Origin of the sequence: Actinotignum sanguinis (assembly GCF_003957255.1) — a bacterium.
GTDB lineage: Bacteria > Actinomycetota > Actinomycetes > Actinomycetales > Actinomycetaceae > Actinotignum > Actinotignum sanguinis.
The window spans coordinates 26,117-48,528 of sequence record NZ_QDIE01000003.1 but is presented as its reverse complement, the minus strand read 5'-3'; the positions used below and the strand labels follow the sequence as shown (position 1 = coordinate 48,528).

The window sequence follows — 22,412 nt, the reverse complement described above, 5'->3', positions numbered from 1 at the left end:
GCTTAAAAAGCTACCAGATCGAGGGGCATATTCGTGTCCACCGTAATATCGAGAGCCGACGGCGCCCGTCCGCTCACCGCCACGCTGTAACCGAGGGCCGCAATCATGGCGCCATTATCGGTGCAGTAGCGCAGTGCCGGGATACGCACGGTGATCCCGCGTTCGGCGCCGCGCTGGGCGGCCAGTTCCCGCAGCCGGGAATTTGCGGAGAATCCCCCGCCCACCACCAGGGTGTCACAGCCTTTATCTTCGCAGGCGCGCAGGGCTTTATCGGTGAGGGTATCGGTAATCGCTTCGGTGAATCCAGCGGCAATATCGGGGACATTGACCTCTTCGCCGCGTTCCTCCAGGCCCTCGATATAGCGAGCCACCGCGGTTTTCAGGCCGGAGAAGGAGAAATCATAACGGTGGCGGGCTTTGTTCTTCCCGCCTTCCAGGCCGCGCGGGAAACGGATGGCATCGCGGTTACCGGTACGCGAGAGTCGGTCAATATGCGGGCCGCCCGGGTAGGGCAGGCCGAGGAGGCGCCCCACTTTATCGAAAGCTTCGCCGGCGGCATCATCCAGCGTGCCACCCAGCTCGGTGACATCCCCGGCAATATCACGCACGTGCAGAATCGACGAATGCCCACCGGAAACAACCAGGCCGATAAAGCTCTCCGGGAAAGGCCCGCTGGCCAGCTGGTCCACCGCCAGGTGCCCGATAATATGATTAACTCCGTACAGCGGAATGTCCAGAGCCAAGGCCAGGGATTTCGCCGCGGATACCCCTACGGTGAGCGATCCGATAAGCCCCGGGCCGGCGGTCACCGCAATGGCATCCAGGTCGCGCAGCCCCACACCGGCTTTCTCCAAGGCGGCATTCAAGGTGGGGACCATTTGCTGGAGGTGAGCACGCGAAGCAATCTCGGGAATAATGCCGCCGTAACGGGCATATTCATCCATTGAGGTGGCGGTGACATCCGCCAGCAGCTCGCCGTCACGTACGATGCCGATCCCCGTTTCATCGCACGAGGTTTCGATTCCCAAAACTGTTGTACTCACGCCCGCCAATCTTACTCCTTTAACGCTCATTCCTCACCGGCATCGGGGCCACGCTCTCACCTGCGTCGGTGGTAGCAATGGGCGAGAAGTTATCCACAAAATCGCCAAGCGCTGCCCTTTTCCACAGGGAAATAGCTAGCTCTTTTTTGTGTCTCTATGCCATGCGAGAATGGCGAAGAAGGACGGGGATAACCACCCGGAACTATGGGAGCAAGGGAGTGACAGATATGACTGCGCAGCCGGACCGTTTGTATTTTCCGGACCGTGTTTACAATTCACTAGAGGAGGTTCTCGAGCGCAAGGAAGAAATCTTGCGGGAGGTCAGAATGACCCGGGAAGAATTCGACCGCCGGGCCGATAACTACCAGCTCGGTCCAAAAGAAACTCACGCCTACATTGAGATGGAAGGTCTAGACCGCTTCGAGGAGTATTACCGTGGTGAACGTACACTTGGATGAGTGTGCTAATGGTCAACGTTCTCGGTGATCCGTGGGAAGGACGGAAAAGAGCCTTTGGCGCGTTGGGACTATATTCGCTCACCACGCTCACATATTCCCTGCGCGCATGTCCAAGTGCATGCCCATCGTGATGAATGGACACATGCTTTGCTCCTGGGCGGCCACCACTCCCGCCGCTCACGCCGACGCACCAAGAACGAAGCCCGCACTCCCCGTATTTCCGATGTTCACTTCCCGGTAGGCGGGCGTAGATTCCGGCCCTGCTTGGAAGAAATCCTCCTTTTCGTTATCGACGAATTCGGGGTCCAATGCACACCACAAGCTCGCGCAGCACTCCAGCAAGGCATGCAGAAGTGGGAGGAGATCCAGCTGAAAGCCGTTGTGCGCGATAACCGTGCCAGTGTTCTACAAGCTCTCGAAGGGTGATCCTCCCCTGCGGTTGCGTCAGGAATTCAGTCCTCTGGCGCGATAAAAGCCCAGGATTATACGCCAATACGAATCCCACCACGCCGCAACGAGCTAACTCAGAGTTTGCTCAGTTAGTGCTCATTCCTCACCGGCATCGGGGGCCGCGCTCTCACCGCCGCCGGCTTGCTCACCAACACCGGTTTCTGCATGGCCGCGCAGCGCGCACCGCATAATCGTGGCATCCGCCCCGTGGTAGTAGCCCGGGCGCCGGCCCACCGCGATAAAGCCGCGCGAAGCGTAGAGCCCGGTGGCAATCGGGTCCTCCGAACGCACTTCCAGGAACATGGTTTCCCCACCGGCATCACGCGCGAGCGTCATGAGGTCATCCAAGAGCGCGCCGCCCAGGCCCTGCCCGCGCACCGCCTCCGCGACCGCGACCGCGAGGGTGAGAATTTCGGATTCCACCCCTAGGCTCACCCCACCGGCTGCCAGGATAGGAGGATGAATATCATCTAGCGCATTAATGGAAGGAACGGAATTGCACGCCTCAGCTAACTCCCGCGGAGGCTCCACCGTGTAGAGCAGATACACTTCACTGCTGGCCCGCAGCGCCTGTTCCCAGGCTCCACGCGGCCAGGCTTCTCGCGTTCCAAATTGCGCCGCATCGAAACGCGCCAGGTCGCGCGCCCAGCTCGCATCAGCTACCACCCGCCGCACCGGCACATCGCGCCAATGCCGCGGCATATTGGCCGTCATCGTCCGCGCCTAGCTGCCCAGGTAACCGCTGCCCGCCGGCTGGGCCACCCCCTGCGCGATATCGGGGCGCCGCAAATACTGCGGTTCGGTATCGAGCACCTCACCCGCGGCAAGCTTCGCCGCCGCGCGCGCCACCATGAGCTCCGGTTCGCATTCCACCACGTGCGCCCCGCTCAGTTCCGGATACATATCCTCATGGGAAACGACGACGCTAGTATGTTCGCCGCGCAATTCCGGCACCTCGGCCGGGCGGATAATCCGGGGGCCGTCCACCACGCGCAGCGCGCCACTGAGTGCGTTACCGCAGGCAGCCGCCTCCGAGGTCGCACCAGACACTGCGCCAGCACCCGCTTCCGGAGCACCCGCGACCGCTTCGGCTGCCAACACGTAGAGTTCCTTACGCCGGGCATCAATCACCGCGAGGGCACGGGCAGCACCCTCGCGCAGCGCGCCCAGGGCCCGCACTTCCAGAGATGAGACGCCGTATAGCGGAACATCCCAGGCAAAGGCAAGAGTACGGGCAGTCACGAGGCCGGCGCGCAAGCCGGTAAATGCTCCGGGCCCGGTTCCCGCCACGATAGCGTCCGCGCGTTCCACCCCGGCTGCCTTCAGCACTGCGGCAACCATCGGGGTGAGGGTTTCCGCATGGTGGCGCGAATCCGCAGAAACTTCACGGGCCAAGGTGGCGATGTTCCCGGTGGCGCCGTCGTTCCCGAAACGATCCACACGAACCAGGCCCACCACGGACAGATCGCTGGTATCAATGGTCAAAATATTCATGAAGCATTCTCCTGGTGGTACGAGGCGAGCAAGTCGGCAGCGAGCTGGCGCGAACGCGGGCCGGAGGCACGCAGCGTGAGGGTGCGCGGCGAATCAACGTACAGGTCAAGCACATCGCTACCCGCTTCCGAGCCAACGGGCCGATCAATATCTATATCGAGGCGGTCATTGGTGAGGACTTCAGTTTTGCCCTCGCCCCATTCCACCACGGTGGCGGATTCTTCCAGGGAGGAATCCAGGTCCAGGGCGTCCAGTTCTTCCAGGGAGGTGAGGCGGTAAGCATCCACGTGGACGAGGTCGGGACCGCCCGCCCGCGCGCGGTGCACATTAGCAATAACGAAGGTTGGGGAAGTTACGCGCCCGCCCACGTTCATCCCTTCCGCGATCCCGCGGGTCATTGTGGTTTTCCCGGCGCCCAGCGGCCCGTTGAGCATGATGAGGTCGCCGCCGCGCAGGAGCTTTCCGAGGGCACGGCCCACCGCGTGCATCGCATCGGCGTCCGCAATAAGGATCTTCTCAGTCACCGTGCTATTCTACGTCGCTTCGCAGCCGCGGGCGTAGGCCACCCTAAGCCACAGGGCACCGCAAGTAACGCGCTTATTCCTCGGGCGCGTACCTATTTCACGTAGACGCGCGGGACCCGGGCCGCAACCCTGGTAATAATCTCATAAGAAATCGTGCCGCCGGCCAGCGCCCATTGCGCGGCGCTCACTTCCCCACGGGCCGGATCCCCGAACAGCACCACCGGGGTGCCGGCCGGCAGCGGCCCGTCCAGGCGTACCACAAACTGATCCATGCATACCCGCCCGGTCATGGGCGCGCGCTGGGCGGCGGCCCCCTCCCCGACCGTGACATAGCCCTTATTTGATAGTGCCCGCGGAACACCATCGGCGTATCCCAGCGGTACGACGCCGAGCACGGCCCCGTCCTCAACAACGGCCGTGTGCCCGTAGGAAACGCCGGCGCGGTGGGAGAGCTGGCGGGTGGTAAGCAGCTCAGATTCCAGGCGCATGGCGGGGCGCAGCCCGAGGTCGGAGGCCAGGGTGCGGCGCGGTTCGGGGCTGAGGCCGTAAAGAATAATGCCGGGGCGCACCATATCGTAGCGGGCTCCCGGGTGCCAGAGGACCCCGCTGGAGGCGGCCAGGTGAGCCAGGCGCGGGGCCAGGCCGGCGCTTGCGGCGAAGCGGCGGGCTTCGTCGAAAGCGGTGATCTGGCTGGCGGTGGCATCGCTTTCCGGGTCGTCCGCGCAGGCCAGGTGACTCCAGATGCCAACAACCTTGAGGCGGCCGGCTTGTTCGTGGCCGGCCAGCAGCTGCGCTGCCGCCGGGATATCCTCCACGTTGAAACCTTCGCGGCTCATCCCGCTATCCACACTCAAGTGGACCCGCGCCGTGCGGCCGGTAGCCGCAGCTGCCCGCGCCACCGCCTCGATCATCCAGGTATCCCCCACCGAGAGTTCAATTCCGGCTTTCAGCGCGGGGGTGAGGTCGCTATCGGGGGTATAGATCCATGAGAAAACCGGGGGCAGGGTCGGGTGGCCGGCCAGCGCTTCACCTTCCGCGGGTAGCTCCCCCCATTCCCGCACCAGCTCGAGTGCTTCGGCAAGCTGGGCAACCCCGAGGTAGTCCGCTCCCGCGCGCGCGAAGGCGCGCGCGGCGGGAAGCAACCCGTGGCCGTACGCATCTCCTTTAATAACCGCCATGATTTTCTGGCCCGTGAGATGAGCCCGTACCCGGGTGAGGTTCTGTTCGAGCGCACCCAGGCTGATGGTAGCTCGGGAGGTGAAAACTGCGGGATCAAGGCTAAGCATGTGTTCTTCCTGTTGGAGAGCGGAACGGGCCGGGGTGGAAAGGTGCGGGGCGCGGATGTGCCTGTATTCTACGCGCCGCCGGCCAGGATCTGGCCGATGACCTCCGGAATGCGCGCGGCAATCTGAGCTGCGGTGATGGGCCGGCCCGGCAGCGGCGCGGCTTCTCCGAGAGCGCTGGTACCCACCGCCCCGAAAGGAGTTCCGGCCGCGAGCGCGGCGGCGCGGGCATGCACATGCAGGGCGGCGGCCGCAATGCGGGCAGCTGCCCCGGGGGCAAGGGCGCTCGCCCCGGGCCCGTCGGGAACAGCACCGGGCCCGTCGGGAGCAGCACCGGTGGGTTCCGCGTGCTGCGCAAACCCAGCATGCTGTTCACTCCCAACGTACTGCGCGAGCAGGGCACCGATCAGCCCGGCTAGAACATCTCCGGCTCCGGCCACGGCGCGCCACCCGGGCGCCCCACCCTGGGCATAACACGCTCCGCTCGGGCTGGCCACCACATCAACGGCGCCCTTGAGCACCACCGTCGCTCCCATTCGGGCCGCGAGCGCCCGCGCCGCCGCCACCGGGCATGATTCAATCACCGCGCGGCTGAAAGGAGTGCCATCCGCGCTACGAAGATCCAGTTGAGCGGCCAGCGTGGCCGCTTCCCCGGCGTGCGGAGTGAGCACCACGTGTTCGCCGAGCTCCTTGCCCTCACGCCACACCATATGGCCAAGCTCGGGCAGAGCCCCGGCATCCACCACCACCGGGGATTCATTTTTCAATGCCGCCCGCAGCAGGGCCGGCGCCCCCGGAGGATCACCCGAACCAACCGTGAGAGCCTGGATCTGCCCCGCAGCAGCCACCACTTCCGGATGCTCGGCGATGACCAGCTCCGCTACCGCACTCTCGCCGAGGTACCGTACCATCCCGGGTCCCGCTGCCAGCGCCGCCGTCGTCGTTAATAACCCCGCACCCGGATACTGCACGGAACCGGCCACAACTCCCACCACGCCGCGGGTGTATTTGTGGTCATCCGCGCCCGGTACCCGCCACAGGTCCGCCACATCGGCATCGCCCAGTTGCAGTACGGCCGGCTCGCCCAGGTACGGGCCGAAACCGAGCTCCACCACCTCGACGCGCCCCGCAGCCCGCCGCGCCGGCTCCAGCACCAAACCTGCTTTGGCCGCCCCCATGGTTACGGTGAGGTGGGCGGAGAGGTACGGGCCGGGGAGGGCGCCGTCGTCCACCCCGATACCCGAGGGAGTATCCACCGCCACCACGAGCGGCTCCACCGGGCTGGCCAGACGCTCGGTCTCCAGCGCGCGCAGCACCGATGCCAGGGGTTCGCGGGCCGCCCCGCGCGCCCCGATGCCGAGCAAGCCGTCTACCCAGACAGCGCTGCGCCGCGCAACGCCCACCGCCTGCGCCGCGCTCGCCTCCCGGATGAGGCTCCCGCCGGCCCGCTCGAGAGCCGCCGCTCCCTCCCGGTGATACGCCGCCAGCGGCGCCACCGCCACCACGGCTGCCCCGCGCCGCGCCAGATACGCGCCAGCGTAGAGGGCATCCCCACCGTTATTACCCGCCCCGGCGAAAATAGCGATGCGGGTCCCGCTCACACGGATGGAACGCCTGCGCAACTCCCAGATAATTGCATTCGCGAGCGCCCGGGCCGCCCGCGCCATAAGCGGCTCACCGGCCGCCAGCAGTGGTTCTTCCGCGGCTCGCACGGTCGCGGCATCATAGGTACGCAACATACTGGTATCGTAACGCGCGCAGCGCCCCCGGAACCGGGTCGCGCAGCCGGGCCGCCGAAACGGGGCGCGCAACCGGGCCGCGCAACCGCGCGCCCAACTAGTAGGCTGGCCCCATGGAGTCCAACCGTCACCTCGTCACGTTCACGCACGACGAATGGAGCGCCCTCGCTAAAAACGCGCCCCTCCCCCTCACGCACACCGATGTGCGCCACCTCAAAGCTCTTGGCGACCCGATTGACCTAGCCGAAGCGGACGCTATTTACCGCCCGCTGTCCGCGCTGCTGCAAATGTACGCCCAGGAAATCGGCGATCTCCACCGCAAAACTTCCGATTTTTTGGGCTTGCGGGAACAGCGCACGCCTTTTGTGATCGGAATTGCCGGGTCGGTTGCGGTAGGGAAATCGACGACGGCGCGTCTACTCCAAGAGCTCCTGCGCCGCTGGCCCTACACTCCCCGCGTGGACCTGGTGACAACCGACGGCTTCCTCTACCCCAATGCGGTGCTGGCCGAACGTGGCCTCATGGACCGCAAAGGCTTCCCGGAATCCTATGATCACGCCGCCCTTCTCGATTTTCTGCGGCGGGTCAAATCCGGGGAGGAGCGCGTGGAAGTTCCCCGCTACGATCACGTGATTTACGATATTGTGCCCGGCCAGCACCAGGTGGTGGCCCACCCGGATATTCTCATCCTGGAAGGGCTTAATGTGCTCCAGCCGCCGCTGCTTGCCGCAGGTGGGCGCACCGGGGCCGGAAAACTATCCGGCTGCCCGGCCGGTTCTCCAGCCGGTTCTCCGGCGCGCCTCACCCCCACGGATCCTGCTTTCTACACCGGGAACCTCACCGCGGTCTCCGATTTCTTCGACGTCTCGATTTACGTAGATGCCTCCCCCGAGGATCTAGAAACCTGGTATCTCTCGCGTATTTTCAAATTGCGCGACGTCGCCTTTAACCTGCCCGGCGCCTATTTCCACCAATTCGCCCATATGCCGGACGAAGAATTGCGGGCCCGTTCCCTCGAGATCTGGAATGCCATCAACCTTCCCAATCTGTTGGAAAATATCCAGCCCACCCGTGAGCGCGCCGATATCATGCTCTGCAAGGGTGCCGACCACCGGGTGCAGCGCATTCACTTGCGTAAGTTATAGCGCGAGGTTCGTGGCCACCACATCCGCGAGTTCGTGGGCCACGGCGTCCGCCTCCTCCTGGGTGACAGCTTCGACCATAACGCGCACCAGCGGTTCGGTGCCCGAGGGGCGCAGCAGCACCCGGCCGGTCTCCCCCAGGCGTTCCTCCGCCTCGCGCACCGCGCGCTGAACCTGCTCATTCGTCGAAGCCGCGGCTTTATCAACATTGGGCACATTCACGAGAATTTGCGGGAGGCGGGTGACAACGCTGGCGAGTTCGCGCAGGCTGCGCCCGGATGCCGCGACCTGCTGGGCCAGCAGCAAGCTGGTGAGCGAGCCGTCGCCGGTGGTGGCCTTGGCGAGGGAAATAACGTGACCGGATTGTTCGCCGCCCAGGCTGTAGCCCCCGCGGCGCATCTCTTCAAGGACGTAGCGGTCCCCCACCCCGGTTTGGACCGTGCGCACGCCGTGCTCCTTCATCGCGAGCAGCAGGCCCAGATTGGACATGACCGTGACAACGAGGGTGTCCTTTGCGAGTTTGCCGGCCTCTTTAAGGGCGAGAGCGAGGATAGCCATGATTTGATCGCCGTCCACGAGCTCGCCTTCGTGATCGACCGCGAGGCAGCGGTCTGCGTCGCCGTCGAAAGCCACCCCGAAATCAGCGCCGTTATCCACGACCGCGCGCTGAAGAGCCTCCGGGTGCGTGGAGCCGCAACCGTCGTTGATGTTGTAGCCGGAGGGATCCGCATTAATAACAATAACCTTGGCTCCGGCGCGGCGCAGTGCCTCGGGAGCGATGGCAGAAGTCGCGCCGTTCGCGCAATCGGTGACGATGGTCAGGCCATCCAAGCGGGTGGTGATCGCGGTGGTCAGGTGGTCCAAGTAGAGCCGATCCCCAAATTCTGCGGTATCGCTAATGCGGCCAATACCGGCGCCGGTGGGGCGGCCCCAATCCGTGCCGAGGAGTTCTTCGATTTCGTCCTCGAGGCTGTCCTCGAGTTTGAAGCCGCCCTTGGCGAAGAATTTAATGCCGTTGTCCTGCATGGGGTTGTGGGACGCGGAGATCATCACGCCCAGGTCATAGCCACCTTCCGCGGTGAGGAAAGCGATACCGGGGGTGGGGATAACATCCACATGTTCCACATCCACCCCGGCCCCAGCTAGCCCGGCAGCGACGGCCTGCGAGAGCATCCCGCCCGAGACACGAGAATCCTGGCCAATAACCGCACGCGGCCGGCCTTCCCCATCGAATTCGCGGGTGAGAACCCGAGCTGCGGCTTCACCCAATTTCACCGCGAGATCCGCCGTGAGAGCGCGGTTTGCGAGTCCGCGAACGCCGTCTGTTCCAAAAAGTCGTGGCATTGCTCAGCCTTTCGCCGGGGCGCGGCCAGGCCGCGCCGTGTTGTTCTTCCCTCGTATTCTGACCTCGCCCGCGGCGGCGGCCGCTATGGACAGCCCGGCGTGGAGCCGATAGTTACTGCCGGCTGCTGCTGGCACCGCGGGTGCGCTGTGTTCTACTGTAACGCGCGCGGCCGGCTGGCGGAAAAAGGAACGCGGAGTGGACGGTTGAATGCAGCCGAGCACAGGATGTAACCCCACGACAACACCCACCACACAATGCAACCCCACGACATGTAATCCAATTAATTATGTAGCTAGAGTTGCATTATGAGTCTGGGAGAATCGCTAGAGCCCCCACGCCAGTAGGGAGCATAAGCATCCACGCCACATGCAACAAGGGAGGCCCCGGATCGGGACCTCCCTTGTAAGACGTGAGCGCGGCGCCCAGCTAGGGGCATAGCGCCACAGCTTAACGCTTGGAGAACTGCGAAGCCTTGCGGGCCTTCTTCAGGCCGGCCTTCTTGCGTTCCACCGCGCGAGCATCGCGGGTGAGGTAGCCGGCCTTCTTGAGGGCCGGGCGATTCGCTTCGCGGTCAATTTCATTGAGGGCGCGGGCGATGCCAAGACGCAGCGCACCGGCCTGGCCGGACGTGCCGCCGCCGTTGATACGGGCGATGACGTCGAAACGGCCTTCGAGATCGAGCAGGGTGAAGGGGGACTTCACGAGCTGCTGATGGAGCTTATTGGGGAAGTAATCGGCCAGGTCGCGACCGTTTACCTTCCATTCCCCCGAGCCGGGGACGAGCCGGACGCGGGCAACGGCTTCCTTGCGGCGGCCGAGTGCCTGACCCGGGACAGCGGCGGATACACCCTGACCAACCTTAGCGGTTTCGGTCTCCGTGGTGTAGGAGCCGCTGAACTCCTCCTCCACCTGGGTGTCAACATGAGTTTCTGACATTGATGTAAATCCTGTTCCGAAAAAAGCGGCCGAACGCGACTCGCTTATTGGGCGATCTTCTTCAGCTCGTAAGGTTCGGGCTTCTGAGCTCCGTGCGGATGCTCAGCGCCGGCGAAAACCTTCAGCTTCTTCAGCTGCTGGCGTCCGAGAGACGTGTGCGGAAGCATGCCGCGCACCGCCTTAATAACGGCCTGCTCGGGATTCGAGGCAAGGAGTTCGGCGTACGAGGTAGCCTTGAGGCCCCCCGGGTAACCGGAATGCCGGTAAGCCATCTTCTGCGTTGCCTTGCTTCCCGTGAGGGTCACCTTGCTCGCATTCGTGATAATAACGAAATCGCCGGTATCCATGTGAGGAGCAAAATTCGGTTTGTGCTTCCCACGGAGCAGGGCGGCAACCTGAGCTGCCAAGCGCCCGAGGACAACATCGGTGGCGTCAATGATGTACCACTTCTTCTCAATGTCGCCGGGCTTAGGAGTGTACGTGCGCACGTGCGTAGCCTTCGTTTCTGATATTGGTTCCGAACATCCGCCGTGGTGGCGGGCGAAACCGTAACGGTCAAAAGTTAGATGTGCCCTTCACAGCGCGCGACGAGTGGGAATAAGCATCGCGCCGATGGTATGGACAACAACGCTCTATCATACCCGTAGCACCTATACCGGTCAAAGCTTTACCAGCGCTGTGAGGTACTCCACCGGCGCTTGCGCGTGGAAGTACGACGACGCCGCACGGGCCCGCCGCCTCACCTTCGTGCGCACGTCGCTTTCCGCCGCGCTGCCCCGGCCGCGAGTGCGCTACAAAATGCGCTACAAAATAGGAGTGGGCAGGTCCACCACGGGTTCGGCCCGGCCTTCCGTCACCCACAAGCGGACATGCGGCGCGGTAATAGCCAAGACCACCAGCACCGAAATCCCCGCCGGGTACATGGCCGCGGTTGCCCCCGTGGTTGCCAGCAGGAGATAGAGCAGCGCGATACCTGCCTCACAGGCGAGGAAAAACACCCAGGCCACCCGGGAATGGTTTGCTACCCCGAGCAAAAGCAGCAGCATGACCAGGTAGAGCACCACGTCCACCGCGGAGGCGGGCATCATATCGGTGACCAGCGCGGTGCCGAGCAGCACCGTGATCGCCACGGCGGAGAAGAGCAAGGCCCCGGGCGGCACACGATGTTCAGCAGCATTACGTGCCAGCTCAGTGGCTTTTTCTGCCATGACACTTGAGTTACGCCACCCCGCTTTGCCCGCGGAGCCACCGCGCCGCGGCCCCAAACGCTGATCGCCCGTTCGCCGGTGGCCCGGAAGCGCAGCCCTTCCCGCGCCGGCACCGCCTTGGCCGCACGTTCCCTGCGCATCCGGCTGGCGTTCCTCCAGCCGCGCGGCCGCCCCGGTGACATCGAGGATGGGCAGATCGCCATCGGTTTGAATCTCATCACCGCCGCCGTTGCGCGAACTATAGGCGTTGAAATACTGCTCGATAACGCTCACGTGGCTTTCGGGATCCGCGTAGCGCACCGTATTGATAATGAAGTCCCGTTCGGCATCGATATTCGGGTCAATTTTATGGGTGAATTGCCCGGTGAAAATAGACAGGCCCACGCTGCGATCAAAAGTTCCGGCCGCGAGCCAGGTGATCCGTTCCCCGCCCGGGAGTGTCCAATCCGGCGGGCAGCGCCAGAAACGCACGTGGTGGCGCTGGGCCGCATTTCCGTCCACTTCCTGCTGGTAGGCGAATTCTTGCTTTCGGGAGAATAAATACAGATCAGAGACCGGCGCGGAAGGATAGGAGCGACGCAGCACCGCGGCCACGATAATACGCCAGGACGTGCGGAAAGTAATGGGTTCGGCTTCGATCCAGCCCGCGGCCCGCATAGCCGCGTGAATATCCACCTCGCTCCCCTCCCAGCCAATATTGACCGGGTCCCCGAGAATACCATCAGCAGTTTTGGTGCGCCCGAAGAAATAATCCGGCACGTACATGAGCGAAAACAGCTGATGCAGCCGCGGGAAAGCGAAATACGCCGCGAGCGCCCAAAACACCAACAGGTGCAGCCACCACAACGGCTGCCCGGGCAACCCGCGCAACAAAAGGAGCACGGCCAACTAGAAACTATAGATAAGAGCGACGACGACGAAGAGCCCTGCCAATACGGCATACAGAGGAAAGCCCCGCCGCAGCCGCTGCCGGGGCAGGCGTGCATAGGCGGGCGGGCGCGAGGGAACCGGCCAGCGCTGGTCAGCGCTGTGCCGCACCGAGCGTACCGGCGTAGATTGCGCAGCTTGGCTTTGTTCCTGAGTCACGTTATCGATTTTACCCGGGGCCTACGACACTCTCGGTTAGTCCTCCAGCAGCGTCCGGATGGCCCGCGAAGCCTCCGCGCGCACGGCCCATTCACCGGGCTCGGGGTAATTCACGCGTTCCAGGGTGAGCGGATGGGGCGGAGCTACCACTACTTCCCCATCCCGACTCGCTTCGCGTAGGCGGCGGGCCGGCCAGGCGGCGTCGCGCTGTCCCTCACCCACCCGGAGCAGCGAGCCGACGAGGGTGCGCACCATGGAATGGCAAAACGCGTCCGCGACGGCGTGGATGGTCACCAACTCGCCTTCCTCGGCAACGTCCAGCGCCAGGAGCTCCCGAATCGTCGTCGCTCCCGCGCGAGGTTTGCAGTAGGAGAGGAAATCGTGTTCGCCCAGAAGGGAGGCCGCGGCCTCCCGCATCGCAGTGAGATCTAGCGGACCGGCCAGCCAGAGGACGTCGCGTCGTCGTAAAGGATCGAAGTGACCCACCGCAATACGGTACGTGTATTCGCGCGAAACCGCCGAAAAACGCGCGTCAAAATCAGGAGGAACCTCACGGGCGCTATGCAGCACAATATCGGCACTCCCCCGTGGACCGCTCGCACCGCGAGCCAGCATACCCTGTACCCGGCGCACCAGCACCCGGGTAGGCGCCTCCGCGGAGCGCCCCTGCACCGCGGCGAGCACCTCCCGCGGCACATCCATATGGGCGACCTGCCCGCGGGCATGCACCCCCGCGTCGGTCCGGCCGGCCACCGTGAGCGTGACCGGTACGCGCAGGACCGTGCTGAGCGCCTCCGTGAGAGTGCCTTCCACGGTACGCAGGTCGGGCTGCGCCGCCCAACCGTGAAATTCGGTACCGTCGTAGGAAAGATCAAGCCGAAGCCGAAGGTTTTGCGCTAGCGTGTCACTCATGGATCCAGTTTCCCACGCCGAGCCCTTCGCCCGCATACCGGAGAACGAGGAGCCGGCCCTCCCCCGCGGCACCGCGCCGCTGTACGCAAGCGCGCCCAGCCCGGAGGATGCCGCCACTACCACCCCGGCAGCCGCTGCCTCCGGCCCGCGCACCTTCGCGGTGGACTGCGGCGGGGGCGGCATCAAAACAGCGCTATTGGACGCGGCCGGCACCCAGATCGGACCCGCTCGCCGTACCCCGGTCCGCTACCCCTTCTCACCCGCGGATCTCGAAAATATCATTGCCACGGATGCCGCCGCGCTGCGTGCCGAGGGCGCTGATTTCGAGCGACTCACGGTGGGCATGCCCGGAATGTTACGCCACGGCGTTGTGGTGTATACCCCGCATTACATTCGCCGCGCCGGCCCGCATACCCGCCTCGACCCGGATATGGAGGCAGTCTGGAACGGCCTGGATATTCGTACCGCCCTCGCCGCGCGCTTTTCGCGCCCCACTCTGGTTCTCAACGACGCCGAAGTGGCCGCCGCCGCGACCGTGACCGGTCACGGTCTGGAAGTGGTGCTGACCTTCGGGACCGGTTTGGGCAATGCAATCGTCGATAACGGGGTGCTGGCCCCCCACCTGGAGTTTTCCCACGCGCCGTTGCGGTGGGGACTCACCTACGATGACGTGATCGGTGAAATCGAACGTATCCGCCTGGGCGACGCTGCGTGGAGCCGGCAGGTGGCGCGCGCTATCGAATCGCTCTACCCGGTAATCCGCTGGGACACCCTCTACCTCGGGGGCGGCAACGCGGCACGCATAACCGATACGGTACGCGAACGCCTGAGCGGCTCCGTGGTATTTATTCCCAATGCGGCCGGGATGAGCGGCGGGGTGCGGGCCTGGGATTTAGTGGCGGCCTCCGAACGTGCCCGGGCGGAGGGATAAGCGCGCTTCTTCTCAAGCGTACAGAAAAGGGCTCCGGAAACTCATGTTTCCGAAGCCCTTTTCTCAAGCTTCCCGGACGACCCGGCCAGTCAAGCAGCCGGACCTACCGCAGGCTTTTACTTGGCTTCTTCAGCCTTCTCGGCTTCCGCAGCCTCATCCGCGCTGGCGGCCGACTCGGCCGACTCTGCGCTTTCGGCAGATTCAGCGGACTCCGCACTTTCAGCAGATTCGGCCGACTCAGCAGATTCTGCAGCTTCGGCCTCTTCCGCGGCAGCGGCACGCTCAGCGGCCTTTTCCGCTTCCTTGACAACCGCCTGCTTCGGGGAGACCTTCTCGGTCACCAGCGAAATAACGGCCATCGGGGTGTTATCACCGCGGCGGTTGCCCACCTTGGTGATGCGGGTGTAGCCGCCCTCGCGTTCCGCGAACAGCGGGGCGAGTTCCTCGAAGAGGATGTAGGCGGTTTCACGATCGCCGAGCACCTTGAGGGCCAGGCGGCGATTGTGGGTATCACCCTTCTTCGCCTTCGTGATGAGCTTTTCGATATGAGGACGCACCGCGCGAGCCTTCGCTTCAGTGGTCTTAATCGACGTGTGATGAATAAGTTCCTTGCACAGATTGGCAAGAATCTTGCGCTGGTGGGCGGGGCTGCCGCCGAGGCGCGGACCCTTGGTGGGCTTAGGCATTGTCTACTCTCCTAGTAAATTATGTGGCTGCTCAGGCCTGAGAATCGTCGCTGAACTGCATCCCGTAGTCATCGAATCCGCCACCGAGGAAACTCGATCCGGAATCCTTGAGGCTCAGGTCCATCTTCGCCAGTTCATCCTTGACATCATCGATGGACTTCGCCCCGAAGTTGCGAATATCGAGCAGATCGGCTTCCGAGCGCTGCACCAGTTCCCCAATGGTATGGATACCTTCGCGCTGCAGGCAGTTCTGGGAACGTGCCGGCAGGTTGAGGATGGTGATCGGACGCTGCAGATCCGAGGAGCGCTGCTCGGTGACCGGAGCCGGACCAATTTCGATGCCTTCGGCTTCGTCATTGAGATCCACGGCCAGGCCGAAGAGCTCCACGAGGGTCTTGCCGGCAGAGGCGAGAGCGTCCCGCGGCGTCGTCGATTCCTTGGTTTCCACATCAACCACGAGGCGATCAAAGTCGGTGCGCTGTTCCACACGGGTGGCTTCCACCTTGTAGGAAACCTTGAGCACCGGCGAGTAGATCGAGTCAATCGGAATGCGGCCGATCTCATCGTTATCGCCCTTGTTGAGAGCCGCGGAAACATACCCGCGCCCGCGTTCAACCGTGAGGTCGATTTCGAGCTTGCCCTTGTCATTGAGGGTGGCGATATGGAGATCCTGGTTGAGGATTTCCACGCCCGCCGGCGGGGTGATATCCGCGGCGGTCACTTCGCCCGGGCCGGTCTTCCGCAGGTACATGAGGACCGGTTCGTCGTTATCCGAGGAGACAACAAGTTCCTTGAGGTTGAGGATGATTTCCGCAACATCTTCCTTCACACCGGGGATGGTGGAGAACTCATGGAGCACCCCATCGATGCGGATCGACGTGACCGCAGCACCGGGGATGGAGGACAGCAGGGTACGGCGCAGGGAATTACCCAGCGTGTACCCAAATCCGGGCTCGAGCGGCTCGAGGACGAACCGGGAGCGGAATTCGGAGATCTTCTCTTCACTCAGAACGGGACGTTGTGCAATGAGCACGATTCTTTCCTTTCCGCAAACAACCGCTATATGAGGTTTGCGTACCCTCGCGAAACTCTGTCTGTCCGCGAGGTGCGGGCACGGCTTTTCCTGTCAAAGCTCGCGCCCTGGGAGGGGTGCCGCAGAGGCCGTGGCCTCTGCGCCGGCGTCGTACCTACAAAGGCGACGCCGCAACGCACCGCGCCGCAACTAGACGCGACGGCGCTTGGGCGGGCGGCACCCGTTGAAGGCCTGCGGAGTCACATCGGAAATGGAGGTGACTTCCAGCCCGGAGGCGGTCAGGGAACGGATCGCAGTTTCGCGCCCGGAACCCGGACCCTTGACGAATACGTCAACCTTCTTCATGCCCTGTTCCATGGCCTGACGCGCGGCATTTTCCGCAGCGAGCTGCGCGGCGTAGGGAGTCGACTTACGCGAGCCCTTGAAGCCAACCATCCCGGAGGAAGCGGAAGCAATAACCGCACCGGTGGGATCGGTGATGGACACGATGGTGTTATTGAAGGTGGACTTAATGTGGGCCTGACCCACGGTGACATTACGACGCTGATTGCGACGCGGACGGCGCGCACCGGCGTTAGCAGAACGAGTCTGACGAGCCATAATCTATTTCTCCTGAACTACGACGAAGCCTACTTGGCCTTCTTCTTACCGGCCACGGTGCGCTTGGGGCCCTTGCGGGTGCGCGCGTTGGTCTTGGTGCGCTGCCCGTGCACGGGCAGGCCGCGACGGTGACGCAGGCCCTGGTACGAACCGATTTCGATCTTGCGGCGAATATCAGCCTGGACTTCGCGGCGCAGGTCGCCTTCAACCTTGTAGTTCTCGTCGATATGGTTCTTGAGTTTCACCAGATCGTCTTCAGTGAGATCGCGCACGCGGGTATCCGGGTTCACCCCGGTAGCGGCGAGGGTCTCGTGGGCGCGGGTGCGTCCAATGCCAAAAATGTAAGTAAGCGCGATCTCAATCCGCTTTTCGCGGGGGAGATCAACGCCGGAGAGACGTGCCAATTTCTTAGCTCCCTTAGTTATGCCGGAGGTGTCGGGCACTGCTGTTCCCACGGGTCTCTATTCCGTGAGCCCCGGCCTCCGGACCGGGGGTTGCCTTGCGGCTAACAGTGCTTGTGCAACGGGGCATTTAGCCCTGACGCTGCTTATGGCGCGGATTCGAGCTGCAGATCACCATGACGCGACCGTGGCGCCGAATGACCTTGCAGTTATCGCAAATGCGCTTAACGCTCGGCTTGACCTTCATGAATAACTTTCCTTGTTGATCACTTGTAGCGGTAGACAATCCGCCCGCGGTTCAGGTCATAGGGCGTGAGCTCTACAACCACCCGATCCTCGGGCAGGATACGAATGTAGTGCTGACGCATTTTGCCGGAAATATGGGCCAGAACTTCGTGCCCGTTTTCCAGCTCGACCTTGAACATCGCGTTGGGCAGCGCTTCAATCACGCTACCTTCAACTTCGATGACGCCGTCTTTCTTCGCCATGTTCCTCGCTAACAGTGTTGCCCGCACCGGATTGTGCGGGGCATCAAAATCGGTGCGCAGGCGTGCGCCATACAGGCACACGGCACCGACGTTCAATACTACTGCACGAAGCCGCCCCTACGTAAGGGGCGGCTTCGATGTTATGGATCACGTGTATGCGAGGCGCGGCCGCAACACCGGAATCGCGTGCCAGCTGCGAAGCGGTACGACGGCGCAGCCTAGTCCCCGAGAGGAACCGGAACCACTCCGTACTTCGCGAGGCGGGCCGCTCCCCCATCGGGTTCGTTGAGCACCCAAATACCACCGGCGTGCTTCGCGATTTGGCTTTCCCAATGGCAGGCATCCTGGCCGTCGGCGGTTTTCACCGTCCAACCATCGGCCAGAGTGATGTTCTCCTGGGAGCCGGCGGTAAGAATCGGCTCGATACACAGCACCATGCCAGCCTTGAGGCGGGGCCCGCGCCCGCGGGTGCGGTAATTGAAGACCGTGGGATCTTCGTGCATGGCGCGCCCAATCCCGTGCCCGGTGAATTCCTCAACAATACCCGGTTCGGGATCCTGGCTCACCACAAAATCATCAATGGCCGCCCCGATATCAGATACAAATTTCCCGGTCGCCATCGCCGCAATACCCACCCACATGGACTCTTCCGTGATGTCGGAGAGTCGCTGGCGGGCAGCCATCTGCTTCTCATCCCCACCCGGGAGGACTATGGAAAAGCAGGAGTCGCCATTCCAGCCGTTGAGAAGAGCCCCGCAGTCAAAGGAGACCAGGTCCCCCGGCTCCAGGATTTCTTCTTCGCTGGGAATACCGTGCACCACGGTGTTATTCACCGAGATGCAGGTCTGGGCCGGGTAATCGTAATACCCGTAGAAATTCGAGACGGCTCCGTGTGCCTCCAAGACCGCTTTGGCGCGTTGGTCGAGCTGCGCCGTCGACATCCCGGCTGCCACGTGGGCCCGCAGGTCATCGTGAATCGCGCGCACCACCAGAGCTGCCTGGCGCATGCCCAGAATATCCGCCTCGGAACGAAGATTAATCATTGCTGCGCCTACCGGCCCAAGAAATCGCTCAGCGCGCTATCAATAGCGGCAGCAACTTCCTCCACGGTGCCCAGGCCGTTGACGGACACCACGAGCCCGCGGCTGGCGTAGGCATCGATAATCGGCTTGGTGGTGGCGTGATAGACCTCGATGCGGTGGCGGATAACCTCTTCCGTATCATCAGCCCGGCCCTGTTCCTGGGCGCGCCCGAGCAGGCGCTGGACCACCACGTCGTCGTCGGCCTGCAGTTCCACCACGGCGTCCACGTTCTTCTCACCGAGCATGGCGTCGAGGGCGCTCACCTGATCGAGATTGCGCGGATAGCCATCCAGGAGGAAACCGGCAGCCGCATCGGCTTCACCTAGGCGCTCCTCCACCATCTGGTTCGTAACAGAATCGGGAACCAGCTCGCCCTTTTCCGAGTAGGAGGCGGCCAGGCGCCCCAGTTCATCCTGAGCCTTGGCATGCGCGCGGAAAAGATCACCGGTGGAAATAGCCGGGATACCGTAACGCTCCGCAATACCGGCCGCCTGGGTGCCTTTGCCCGCGCCCGGGGGGCCAACCAAAATCAAACGTACTGACATGAGTGGCACCTTTCTGTGTTATCGGTGCGGAGCGCGCCTGCGCCCCGCCGGAAAGAGGGGGCGAGGCCGCGTTAGCGGATACCGCCGAGGAAGCCTTCGTAATGGCGCTGCTGGAGCTGGGCGTTGATGTCCTTGACGGTCTGGAGGCCCACACCCACCAGAATCATGATGGAGGTGCCGCCGAAACCGGACTGCACAATACCGAGCGCGCTGAAGAGCAGCAGCGGGATGAGGGCCACGATGGTGAGGTAGGTGGCGCCCACCCACGTGAGGCGATTAGAGACGAAGTGGAGATAATCCGCAGTGGGCTTACCCGCGCGCACATTCGGAATGAAGCCACCGTACTTCTTCATATTGTCCGCGACTTCGTCCGTGTCGAAAGCGATCGAGGTGTAGAAGAAGGTGAAGGCGAAAGTGAGAAGCGCGTAGGTGAGGATGTAGGCCCAGCCGTTGTGCTGGAAATTGCGCTGAATCCAGACCACCCAGGAAGAATTCTGATTTCCGAACGTGGAGATCATCGTGGGGAGCATGAGGATTGAGGACGCGAAGATCACCGGGATAACGTTCGCCATATTGATCTTGATAGGCAGGTACGTGGTGGACCCGCCGTAGGTGCGCCGGCCAATAACGCGCTTGACGTACTGCACAGGGATGCGGCGCTGGGACTGCTCCACGAAGGTAACAACCAGGGTGATGAGAGCGAAGACCGCAATGACGATGAGAAGGGTGCCCACCCCGTGCCCGGCGTAGATCTGACCCATCATCGAGGGGAAACCGGCGCAAATACCGGTGAAGATGAGGATGGACATGCCGTTGCCCACCCCGCGTTCGGTGATGAGTTCCGCCATCCACATGATGAGGCCGGTGCCGGCCGTCATGGCGAGGATGGTCATGGTGTAGGTCCACCAGGTGGCGTTCGGAATCACCGGTTCTTTACAGCCGGCGAACAGGGTGAAGTTCGCGGTTGCTACCACGACCGAGGACTGGAGCAGGCCCAGCCCGATGGTGAGGTAGCGGGTGTATTCCGTCAGCTTCGCGGTACCCGATTGGCCTTGCTTATGCAGTTCCTGGAAACGCGGAATGACCACACGCAGCAGCTGCACAATAATCGAGGCCGTAATATAGGGCATAATTCCCAGGGCGAAAACGGAAAGCTGCATCATCGCGCCGCCTGAGAACAGGTTGAGCATATCGATGAGATCCTGCGCGCCCGATTGCTGCGTGGTGCACTCCCGAATATTGCTCAGGCTCACGAACGGAGCCGGGATGAAGCTACCCAAGCGGTAAATCACCATAATCATCATGGTGAAAAGCAGCTTGCGGCGCAGATCCGGGGTGCGGAAAGCAGCTGCGAAAGCCTTAATCAAGATTCCTCCTGATGGTGACGGATCGCGCGGGGCAGTCCGTTATCGTCGAGAACCGTCGGGTGACGGAAATGGGGACAAGCGTATTTTCGGGGAAAGTACGCACGACGGCGCACTGGCAACGCTGCGTATTCGCCACTGAAAGCAATCTTTCAGCAACGCTGCCTGCGCCCAGAAAAAAGCTCGCCCCCGCCATAATAGCGGGGACGAGCAAATTTCGCACTGTTCATCCACAGAGTGTGGGTGAGTGCTCAGTCAAACGGTGGCCGTGCGGCCAGCGCGTATTACTTGGATTCGACCTGCGGCGCGGAGATAGAACCCCCGGCAGCCTCGATCTTTTCCTTAGCCGAGTTCGACCACGCTTCCACTTCGACGTCGAGCTTGACGGAAATCTCACCGGTTCCGAGAACCTTGACCGGGGAGTTCTTGCGAACCGCACCCTTGGCCACGAGATCCGCAGAGGTTACCTTCCCACCTTCCGGGAAGAGCTCGCCGAGCGCCGAAACGTTAACGACCTGGTATTCAACCCGGAACGGGTTCTTGAAACCACGCAGCTTCGGAAGGCGCATATGCAGCGGCATCTGGCCACCTTCGAAACCGGGACGCACGGTATTACGCGCCCGGGTACCCTTGGTACCGCGGCCGGACGTCTTACCCTTGGATCCTTCACCGCGACCAACGCGAATCTTCGCCTTGTTCGAACCCGGAGCCGGACGCAGGTCGTGCAGCTTAATGATGGAATCCTTTTCCGTTTCCGCCATTAGTCAACCTCCTCCACGGTAACGAGGTGAGCCACGGCGCGAACCATGCCCTTCACCTCGGGGGTATCCTCGCGCACAACGGACTGCCCGATCTTACGCAGCCCGAGCGTGCGCAGGGTGTCCTTCTGGCGCTGGATCGCACCAACAACACCCTTGACCTGGGTGATCTTAAGATTTGCCATTACGCACCAACTCCCGCGGCCGCGGCCTCATTTTCCGCCTTGGCGGCTTCGGCCTCTTCGATCTCGCGTTCCTTGGCTTCCGCTTCGGCGCGCGCCCGCAGCATAGCTTCGGGGACAACACGCTCGATGGGGAGCCCACGCCGGGCAGCAACCGCTTCGGGCTGCTCGAGCTGCTTGAGGGCAGCCACGGTGGCGTGCACGATATTGATCGCGTTCGAGGAACCGAGCGACTTGGAGAGCACATCGTGAATACCCGCGCACTCCATGAGGGCACGCACCGGGCCGCCGGCAATTACGCCGGTACCGGGAGCGGCCGGGCGCAGCAGCACGACGCCGGCGGCGTCTTCGCCCTGCACCACGTGCGGGATAGTCCGCGCGATACGCGGGATGCGGAAGAAGTTCTTCTTCGCTTCCTCGGTACCCTTAGCGATAGCGGCGGGAACTTCGCGGGCCTTGCCATAGCCGACACCCACGAGGCCATTGCCGTCGCCCACCACCACGAGAGCGGTGAAGGACATCCGGCGGCCACCCTTGACCGTCTTCGCAACGCGGTTAATGGTCACCACGCGCTCGATATAAGCGTTCTTTTCTTCACCGCGACGGTTGTCACGGCGGTTATCACGACGGTTATCGCGGCGTCCGCGACGACCTTCGTTGCGATTTTCCCGGCCGTTCTGGGCCGGATCCTGCTGCTCTGCAGCCATTTTCCTCTGCCTTTC

At 63.0% G+C, this 22,412-nt stretch carries 27 protein-coding genes; 3 read left to right on the top strand and 24 right to left on the bottom strand.

Annotated elements, in window-relative coordinates; genetic code table 11:
* Positions 1–2 precede the first annotated feature (2 nt).
* A complete protein-coding gene (gene tsaD / locus DDD64_RS01570) occupies positions 3–1,073 on the bottom strand; it encodes a tRNA (adenosine(37)-N6)-threonylcarbamoyltransferase complex transferase subunit TsaD (protein ID WP_126134709.1) in 1,071 nt (356 codons plus the stop codon).
* A 542-nt stretch (positions 1,074–1,615) separates the two neighbouring features.
* On the opposite strand from tsaD, the gene DDD64_RS01560 reads away from it, so the two are divergent.
* A complete protein-coding gene (locus DDD64_RS01560; protein WP_241227331.1) occupies positions 1,616–1,927 on the top strand; it encodes a hypothetical protein in 312 nt (103 codons plus the stop codon).
* A 120-nt stretch (positions 1,928–2,047) separates the two neighbouring features.
* On the opposite strand, the gene DDD64_RS01555 is transcribed toward DDD64_RS01560, so the two are convergent.
* The 5 genes from DDD64_RS01555 to DDD64_RS01535 form a co-directional block, all read right to left on the bottom strand.
* On the bottom strand, positions 2,048–2,665 hold the full coding sequence (locus tag DDD64_RS01555) for a GNAT family N-acetyltransferase (protein ID WP_126134708.1): 618 nt from the start codon (positions 2,663–2,665) through the stop codon (positions 2,048–2,050).
* Between the two features lie 9 nt (positions 2,666–2,674).
* A complete protein-coding gene (gene tsaB / locus DDD64_RS01550; RefSeq protein ID WP_126134707.1) occupies positions 2,675–3,445 on the bottom strand; it encodes a tRNA (adenosine(37)-N6)-threonylcarbamoyltransferase complex dimerization subunit type 1 TsaB in 771 nt (256 codons plus the stop codon).
* On the bottom strand, positions 3,442–3,969 hold the full coding sequence (tsaE, locus tag DDD64_RS01545) for a tRNA (adenosine(37)-N6)-threonylcarbamoyltransferase complex ATPase subunit type 1 TsaE (protein ID WP_274733314.1): 528 nt from the start codon (positions 3,967–3,969) through the stop codon (positions 3,442–3,444). The genes tsaB and tsaE overlap by 4 nt, the downstream gene beginning before the upstream one ends.
* A 92-nt stretch (positions 3,970–4,061) precedes the next feature.
* Positions 4,062–5,255, bottom strand: a complete 1,194-nt coding sequence (gene alr / locus DDD64_RS01540; RefSeq protein WP_126134706.1) for an alanine racemase — start codon at positions 5,253–5,255, stop codon at positions 4,062–4,064.
* 68 nt (positions 5,256–5,323) lie between these two features.
* Positions 5,324–6,991, bottom strand: coding sequence for an NAD(P)H-hydrate dehydratase (locus DDD64_RS01535; RefSeq protein ID WP_126134705.1), 1,668 nt, complete (start codon positions 6,989–6,991; stop codon positions 5,324–5,326).
* A 113-nt stretch (positions 6,992–7,104) separates the two neighbouring features.
* Here DDD64_RS01535 and coaA point away from each other — a divergent pair, with 113 nt between their 5' ends.
* Positions 7,105–8,136: a type I pantothenate kinase gene (gene coaA, locus DDD64_RS01530; RefSeq protein ID WP_126134704.1), complete on the top strand. Its 1,032-nt coding sequence runs from the start codon at positions 7,105–7,107 to the stop codon at positions 8,134–8,136.
* Here coaA and glmM read toward each other — a convergent pair.
* The 6 genes from glmM to truA form a co-directional block, all read right to left on the bottom strand.
* Positions 8,131–9,477 (bottom strand): phosphoglucosamine mutase, encoded by a 1,347-nt coding sequence (gene glmM / locus DDD64_RS01525; RefSeq protein ID WP_126134703.1) that lies wholly within the window; start codon positions 9,475–9,477, stop codon positions 8,131–8,133. The two genes, coaA and glmM, sit on opposite strands and share 6 nt — an antisense overlap.
* 448 nt (positions 9,478–9,925) lie before the next feature.
* Positions 9,926–10,414, bottom strand: coding sequence for a 30S ribosomal protein S9 (rpsI, locus tag DDD64_RS01520; protein WP_126134702.1), 489 nt, complete (start codon positions 10,412–10,414; stop codon positions 9,926–9,928).
* Between the two features lie 44 nt (positions 10,415–10,458).
* Entirely contained in the window at positions 10,459–10,902 is a 444-nt protein-coding gene (rplM, locus tag DDD64_RS01515) for a 50S ribosomal protein L13 (protein WP_087070545.1), read from the bottom strand.
* Positions 10,903–11,217: 315 nt separating this feature from the next.
* Positions 11,218–12,504 carry an LssY C-terminal domain-containing protein gene (locus DDD64_RS01510; protein ID WP_241227338.1) on the bottom strand — a complete coding sequence of 429 codons (1,287 nt, stop codon included), beginning with the start codon at positions 12,502–12,504 and terminating at the stop codon, positions 11,218–11,220.
* Between the two features lie 6 nt (positions 12,505–12,510).
* Positions 12,511–12,708 carry a hypothetical protein gene (locus DDD64_RS01505; RefSeq protein ID WP_126134700.1) on the bottom strand — a complete coding sequence of 66 codons (198 nt, stop codon included), beginning with the start codon at positions 12,706–12,708 and terminating at the stop codon, positions 12,511–12,513.
* A gap of 36 nt (positions 12,709–12,744) precedes the next feature.
* A complete protein-coding gene (gene truA, locus DDD64_RS01500) occupies positions 12,745–13,620 on the bottom strand; it encodes a tRNA pseudouridine(38-40) synthase TruA (protein WP_126134699.1) in 876 nt (291 codons plus the stop codon).
* Here truA and DDD64_RS01495 point away from each other — a divergent pair.
* Complete coding sequence (locus DDD64_RS01495) at positions 13,619–14,551, top strand: ROK family protein (protein WP_241227330.1); 933 nt, start codon at positions 13,619–13,621, stop codon at positions 14,549–14,551. The genes truA and DDD64_RS01495 overlap by 2 nt on opposite strands.
* A 116-nt stretch (positions 14,552–14,667) precedes the next feature.
* On the opposite strand, the gene rplQ is transcribed toward DDD64_RS01495, so the two are convergent.
* The 12 genes from rplQ to rpsE all read right to left on the bottom strand — a co-directional run bounded on the left by rplQ (position 14,668) and on the right by rpsE (position 22,397).
* The gene (gene rplQ / locus DDD64_RS01490) at positions 14,668–15,237 is read right to left on the bottom strand and encodes a 50S ribosomal protein L17 (protein WP_126134698.1); all 570 of its coding nucleotides are present in this window, start codon (positions 15,235–15,237) and stop codon (positions 14,668–14,670) included.
* 31 nt (positions 15,238–15,268) lie between these two features.
* Entirely contained in the window at positions 15,269–16,270 is a 1,002-nt protein-coding gene (locus DDD64_RS01485; protein WP_016443076.1) for a DNA-directed RNA polymerase subunit alpha, read from the bottom strand.
* 189 nt (positions 16,271–16,459) lie between these two features.
* On the bottom strand, positions 16,460–16,870 hold the full coding sequence (gene rpsK / locus DDD64_RS01480; RefSeq protein WP_016443077.1) for a 30S ribosomal protein S11: 411 nt from the start codon (positions 16,868–16,870) through the stop codon (positions 16,460–16,462).
* A gap of 29 nt (positions 16,871–16,899) precedes the next feature.
* Positions 16,900–17,274, bottom strand: a complete 375-nt coding sequence (gene rpsM / locus DDD64_RS01475) for a 30S ribosomal protein S13 (RefSeq protein ID WP_026428270.1) — start codon at positions 17,272–17,274, stop codon at positions 16,900–16,902.
* Positions 17,275–17,401: 127 nt separating this feature from the next.
* On the bottom strand, positions 17,402–17,518 hold the full coding sequence (rpmJ, locus tag DDD64_RS01470; RefSeq protein WP_016443079.1) for a 50S ribosomal protein L36: 117 nt from the start codon (positions 17,516–17,518) through the stop codon (positions 17,402–17,404).
* Between the two features lie 19 nt (positions 17,519–17,537).
* Positions 17,538–17,759 (bottom strand): translation initiation factor IF-1, encoded by a 222-nt coding sequence (gene infA / locus DDD64_RS01465; RefSeq protein ID WP_016443080.1) that lies wholly within the window; start codon positions 17,757–17,759, stop codon positions 17,538–17,540.
* 218 nt (positions 17,760–17,977) lie between these two features.
* Positions 17,978–18,802, bottom strand: coding sequence for a type I methionyl aminopeptidase (map, locus tag DDD64_RS01460; RefSeq protein WP_126134697.1), 825 nt, complete (start codon positions 18,800–18,802; stop codon positions 17,978–17,980).
* Between the two features lie 8 nt (positions 18,803–18,810).
* Positions 18,811–19,386, bottom strand: a complete 576-nt coding sequence (locus tag DDD64_RS01455; protein WP_126134696.1) for an adenylate kinase — start codon at positions 19,384–19,386, stop codon at positions 18,811–18,813.
* 71 nt (positions 19,387–19,457) lie between these two features.
* Positions 19,458–20,753 carry a preprotein translocase subunit SecY gene (gene secY / locus DDD64_RS01450; protein ID WP_126134695.1) on the bottom strand — a complete coding sequence of 432 codons (1,296 nt, stop codon included), beginning with the start codon at positions 20,751–20,753 and terminating at the stop codon, positions 19,458–19,460.
* 281 nt (positions 20,754–21,034) lie between these two features.
* The gene (gene rplO, locus DDD64_RS01445) at positions 21,035–21,511 is read right to left on the bottom strand and encodes a 50S ribosomal protein L15 (RefSeq protein ID WP_126134694.1); all 477 of its coding nucleotides are present in this window, start codon (positions 21,509–21,511) and stop codon (positions 21,035–21,037) included.
* Entirely contained in the window at positions 21,511–21,693 is a 183-nt protein-coding gene (gene rpmD, locus DDD64_RS01440; protein ID WP_026428275.1) for a 50S ribosomal protein L30, read from the bottom strand. The genes rplO and rpmD overlap by 1 nt, the downstream gene beginning before the upstream one ends.
* Complete coding sequence (gene rpsE / locus DDD64_RS01435) at positions 21,693–22,397, bottom strand: 30S ribosomal protein S5 (protein WP_126134693.1); 705 nt, start codon at positions 22,395–22,397, stop codon at positions 21,693–21,695. Before rpsE ends, rpmD begins: the two co-directional genes overlap by 1 nt.
* Positions 22,398–22,412 lie beyond the last annotated feature (15 nt).

Excerpts from the sequence above, each read along its gene's own strand:
- map (WP_126134697.1), bottom strand. The coding sequence starts at position 18,802 with ATGATTAATCTTCGTTCCGAGGCGGATATTCTGGGCATGCGCCAGGCA.
- alr (WP_126134706.1), bottom strand. The coding sequence starts at position 5,255 with ATGCTTAGCCTTGATCCCGCAGTTTTCACCTCCCGAGCTACCATCAGC.
- tsaB (WP_126134707.1), bottom strand. The coding sequence starts at position 3,445 with ATGAATATTTTGACCATTGATACCAGCGATCTGTCCGTGGTGGGCCTG.
- infA (WP_016443080.1), bottom strand. The coding sequence starts at position 17,759 with ATGGCGAAGAAAGACGGCGTCATCGAAGTTGAAGGTAGCGTGATTGAA.
- DDD64_RS01535 (WP_126134705.1), bottom strand. The coding sequence starts at position 6,991 with ATGTTGCGTACCTATGATGCCGCGACCGTGCGAGCCGCGGAAGAACCA.
- rplQ (WP_126134698.1), bottom strand. The coding sequence starts at position 15,237 with ATGCCTAAGCCCACCAAGGGTCCGCGCCTCGGCGGCAGCCCCGCCCAC.
- rplO (WP_126134694.1), bottom strand. The coding sequence starts at position 21,511 with ATGGCGGAAACGGAAAAGGATTCCATCATTAAGCTGCACGACCTGCGT.
- DDD64_RS01455 (WP_126134696.1), bottom strand. The coding sequence starts at position 19,386 with ATGTCAGTACGTTTGATTTTGGTTGGCCCCCCGGGCGCGGGCAAAGGC.
- rpmD (WP_026428275.1), bottom strand. The coding sequence starts at position 21,693 with ATGGCAAATCTTAAGATCACCCAGGTCAAGGGTGTTGTTGGTGCGATC.
- tsaD (WP_126134709.1), bottom strand. The coding sequence starts at position 1,073 with ATGAGCGTTAAAGGAGTAAGATTGGCGGGCGTGAGTACAACAGTTTTG.
- rpmJ (WP_016443079.1), bottom strand. The coding sequence starts at position 17,518 with ATGAAGGTCAAGCCGAGCGTTAAGCGCATTTGCGATAACTGCAAGGTC.
- DDD64_RS01495 (WP_241227330.1), top strand. The coding sequence starts at position 13,619 with ATGGATCCAGTTTCCCACGCCGAGCCCTTCGCCCGCATACCGGAGAAC.
- DDD64_RS01555 (WP_126134708.1), bottom strand. The coding sequence starts at position 2,665 with ATGACGGCCAATATGCCGCGGCATTGGCGCGATGTGCCGGTGCGGCGG.
- rpsE (WP_126134693.1), bottom strand. The coding sequence starts at position 22,397 with ATGGCTGCAGAGCAGCAGGATCCGGCCCAGAACGGCCGGGAAAATCGC.
- rpsI (WP_126134702.1), bottom strand. The coding sequence starts at position 10,414 with ATGTCAGAAACTCATGTTGACACCCAGGTGGAGGAGGAGTTCAGCGGC.
- truA (WP_126134699.1), bottom strand. The coding sequence starts at position 13,620 with ATGAGTGACACGCTAGCGCAAAACCTTCGGCTTCGGCTTGATCTTTCC.
- coaA (WP_126134704.1), top strand. The coding sequence starts at position 7,105 with ATGGAGTCCAACCGTCACCTCGTCACGTTCACGCACGACGAATGGAGC.
- glmM (WP_126134703.1), bottom strand. The coding sequence starts at position 9,477 with ATGCCACGACTTTTTGGAACAGACGGCGTTCGCGGACTCGCAAACCGC.
- rpsK (WP_016443077.1), bottom strand. The coding sequence starts at position 16,870 with ATGGCTCGTCAGACTCGTTCTGCTAACGCCGGTGCGCGCCGTCCGCGT.